The organism is Pseudomonas sp. P4_D7, assembly GCF_056401755.1.
In genome coordinates this window covers 1-3,796 of record NZ_JBFUIR010000111.1, presented here as the reverse complement: position 1 = coordinate 3,796, position 3,796 = coordinate 1, and the positions used below count along the sequence as shown (strand labels likewise).

General features: G+C 56.8%; 5 protein-coding genes. 3 read left to right on the top strand and 2 right to left on the bottom strand.

All coding sequences use genetic code 11. The annotated features are described in order from the left end of the window. Window positions 1-88: 88 nt before the first annotated feature. Both cheR and AC1DVF_RS28620 read right to left on the bottom strand, forming a co-directional pair. Window positions 89-916, bottom strand: a complete 828-nt coding sequence (gene cheR, locus AC1DVF_RS28625) for a protein-glutamate O-methyltransferase CheR (protein WP_016983976.1) — start codon at window positions 914-916, stop codon at window positions 89-91. 46 nt (window positions 917-962) lie between these two features. Next, on the bottom strand, window positions 963-1,895 hold the full coding sequence (locus tag AC1DVF_RS28620) for a chemotaxis protein CheV (protein WP_007917585.1): 933 nt from the start codon (window positions 1,893-1,895) through the stop codon (window positions 963-965). Window positions 1,896-1,977: 82 nt separating this feature from the next. Between AC1DVF_RS28620 and flgA the strand changes: the two genes are divergently transcribed. The 3 genes from flgA (at window position 1,978) to AC1DVF_RS28605 (ending at window position 3,730) form a co-directional block, all read left to right on the top strand. Continuing rightward, the gene (flgA, locus tag AC1DVF_RS28615) at window positions 1,978-2,739 is read left to right on the top strand and encodes a flagellar basal body P-ring formation chaperone FlgA (RefSeq protein ID WP_477783559.1); all 762 of its coding nucleotides are present in this window, start codon (window positions 1,978-1,980) and stop codon (window positions 2,737-2,739) included. 148 nt (window positions 2,740-2,887) lie between these two features. Then, window positions 2,888-3,214, top strand: coding sequence for a flagellar biosynthesis anti-sigma factor FlgM (gene flgM / locus AC1DVF_RS28610; protein WP_077574151.1), 327 nt, complete (start codon window positions 2,888-2,890; stop codon window positions 3,212-3,214). Between the two features lie 48 nt (window positions 3,215-3,262). Continuing rightward, window positions 3,263-3,730, top strand: coding sequence for a flagella synthesis protein FlgN (locus AC1DVF_RS28605; RefSeq protein WP_099756941.1), 468 nt, complete (start codon window positions 3,263-3,265; stop codon window positions 3,728-3,730). Window positions 3,731-3,796 lie beyond the last annotated feature (66 nt).

The following is a 3,796-nucleotide window of genomic DNA, read 5'->3' as shown; positions in this document are numbered from 1 at the left end:
GGGTTTATGGTGTCAGGGAGAATTTCTTTGGGCATAAAAAACGGCAGGTCTTTTTGGGACCTGCCGTTTTTTGGTGTTGCCGATACGGTTATTTCGCCTGGTAAATAATCCCCGGGCTGCACTGCACCATCTGGTAATGGTCCGGCAAACCGTTCAGCGCTTCGGAAGCGCCAAGGAACAGATAACCGCCCGGCTTCAACGTGCTGTGAATGCGCAACAGGATGTCTTTCTTCACTTCGGCAGAGAAGTAGATCAACACGTTGCGGCAGAACACGATGTCGAATTTGCCCAGCGCAGCATAGCTGTCGAGCAGGTTGAACGAGCGGAACTCCACGCGGTTCTTGATCGGCGCCTTGATCACCCAGCGCCCCGGCCCTTTCGGGTCGAAGTAACGCTGCAGGCGTTCCGGCGACAAACCACGACCGATGGCCAGGCTGTCGTACTCGCCGGTCTTGCAGTTGGTCAGCATAAGACCGGACAGATCGGTGGCAACAATCTGCACGCCCATCTTCAACTGACCAAGATTGGTCCGCTCGAACTCGTCGATCGACATCGACAGCGAGTACGGTTCCTGGCCCGACGAGCACGCCGCTGACCAGATCCGCAAGCGCTGGTTGGGGCTGGCCTTGATCGCTTCAGGCAGCACCTTGTTCTTCAAGACTTCAAACGGATAGGTGTCACGAAACCACAGGGTTTCGTTGGTCGTCATGGCATCAACTACCTGCTCGCGCAAACCGCTGCGCGGCTGGGTCTGGATGCGCTGAACCAGCTCACCCAGGGATTTGATGCCTTGCTGCTCCATCAGTTTGTTGAGACGGCTCGAGACCAGGTACTGCTTGTTTTCACCGAGCAGAATGCCACAGGCTTTTTCCAGGAAGACCCGGAACTGTTCGAAATCCAAATTACCCGTAGACAATGATGCCGCCTCTTAAATCGTGTTGACCGCCAGGAGCAAAACGCCCCTAGCTGATATCTGCTGCTTTGATCCGGTCGACTACCCGGGATGCGAGGTCATCAGGACGGAATTTGGCCAAAAAGTCATCTGCACCGACTTTCTTGACCATCGCCTGGTTGAATACCCCCGACAACGAAGTATGCAGGATGATATGAAGCTTTTGCATGCGTGCGTCGCCGCGGATTTCCGCCGTCAGGGTGTACCCGTCCATCTCCGGCATCTCGATGTCGGAAATCATCATCAGGAACTCTTCTTCCGGCTTCTTGCCCTCATCGACCAGCTTGCGCAGGTAATCCAGCGCCTGTTTGCCGTCGTTCAGCGCCACCACTTCGACCCCGATTGTCTGCAGACAACGCGTGACCTGCTTGCGCGCCACCGACGAGTCATCGACCGTCAAGACACGCAATGACAGTGCCTTGGTCTGGGTCTCGACATCGACCACGCCCACCGAAATCGCTTCCGGTGTCGGCGCAACTTCCGCCAGCACTTTCTCGACGTCGATGATTTCGACTAACTGATTGTCCACCCGAGTCACAGCGGTCAGGTAGTGATCGCGACCCGTGCCCTTGGGCGGTGGATGAATCTCTTCCCAGTTCATGTTGACGATGCGCTCCACCGAGCGGACCAGGAAACCCTGGGTCTTGGTGTTGTACTCCGTGATGATCACGAACGGGTTGTTCTTGTCCTTCAACGCTCCGGAACCGGTGGCCATTGCCAGATCAAGGATCGGAATGGTCGCCCCCCGGATATTTGCCACCCCGCACACGACAGGACTGGACTTGGGCATCAACGTCAGCGACGGGCACTGCAACACTTCCCGCACCTTGAACACGTTGATTCCGTAGAGCTGCTGACCGTCGAGACGGAACAACAACAGCTCCAGGCGATTCTGCCCCACCAGTTGCGTGCGCTGGTTCACCGAATCCATTACACCAGCCATGCCCAGACTCCTACACCAACGCCAAGTGTTGTTGCGACGCACATTCATTGCTAAACGGCACGGCGCTTGCTTTTTAACTCGTATGAACGCTCAAACGACATTTTTCCGACACCTGACCTCCCGCGCTCGCAAAAACCTTTGCGCGATGTCCGCCGTCTGCTGCTTTTTCGCTGGCAGCCCTGCCATTGCTGATGCGGTTACCTTGCCTGACATGCTTATCGGCGTCACTCAGGGCTTTCTTGAGTTCACCGTAGAAGACTATCTGGCCACCAGTCAAACGGAAGGCCGCTACGAGATCGAAGTAAACCAGCTCGACCCTCGTATGCGCATGCCTATGTGCGACAAGGAATTGACAGCGACTTTGGAGAGTCCGGCACGTCCGCTGGGCCGGGTTACCGTGAAGGTCCGCTGTGAGGGCGCCTCGCCCTGGACTGTGTTCGTGCCCGCTCAAGTCCGCCTGTTTCGCGAGATTGTGACAACCACCCGACCGCTGAAACGTGCAGGGATCATCGAAGCACAGGACGTGACCCTGCGTGAACGCGACGTGAGCACGATCAACCAAGGCTTTCTGACCTCGGTAGACGAAGCGATCGGGCAGAAATTAACCCGACCAACGGTAGCCGATCAGGTCATTACCCTGGTCCATCTGGAACAGGCGGAAGTCATTCGCAAGGGTGATCAAGTGGTCATCACTGCCCGCAGCGGCACGCTCGCCGTGCGCATGCCCGGGGAAGCGCTGGCCAATGGTGGTTTGAAAGAACAGATCCGGGTGAAAAACCTCAACTCGCAACGGGTCATCAAGGCGCAAGTCACCGCGCCCGGCCAAGTGGAAGTGGCGATGTAGAAAACTGGCGCTGACCCCGGCTGTTCCCTAAACTGTGCCGCAGCAGGACACGCGCCGGCGCATGCAAGGCTCATTGTAAATGTGCCTAAAGTTTTCCAGGGGATGGCCGAAAACATGGCAAGCGTCCAAATTCCCAGAGGTTTTTATCATGGTCATCGATTTCAGCCGTTTGAACAGCTCCTCGTCACTTACGGGCAGTACACGTACCAGCAACGCCAAGGAAACCGCCGAAACCGGCACCTCCGCGCCGCTGAATACCCAGGCCGAACCGGCCAGTACCGCAAAAAGCGGGGAATCGGTACACCTCAGCAATGAGGCTCAACAGTTGCAGAAGGTCACTGACAAGCTGCGCGATCAGCCTGCTGTCGACAAAGCCCGTGTGGCCGAGTTGAAAGCCGCGATTGCCGATGGCAGCTATAAAGTCGACAGCAACCGTGTAGCCAGCAAACTGCTCAACTTCGAAGCCCAGCGCTAGGCTTTTGCCGGCGCCAGGCTTTTGGACGCTTAAAACCCAAGGCCAGCCATGCACGACACTAATTTATTGCAATTGATCAACGACGACTTTGCTCCAGCTCAACAATTGCTGGAGTTGCTGCAAACCGAATCCCTCGCGTTGCACGGTCGCGACATGCCCTTGCTGGAAAACATTCTGGCGCATAAACAGGCATTGATCATTCTGCTTGAACAGCATGGCCGCAAGCGCAGTGAAATCCTCGCCAGCCTCAACTTGCCGACAGACCGCAGCGGTCTGGAGCAACTGGCTGGCCAGTCGAGCATTGGTGAGCAGTTGTTGGCGCAAGGCGATGCATTGACCGATCTGATCGCTCAATGCCAGGCCGCCAACCTCAAGAACGGCCAGTCGATCCAGATCCAGCAGGCCGCCACGGCCAATCAGCTGAAGATCCTCACCGGCGGTGAAGCGCCGGCGCTGTATAACGCCAGCGGTACATTTGCCAAACCCGCCACACCGCGTCCGCTCAGCCAGGCATGAGCCGTTGATGCGCCAGCTCTATCAACCCGCGAAACATGCTGGCAAAATGCTGGCTAGTCGTCATAT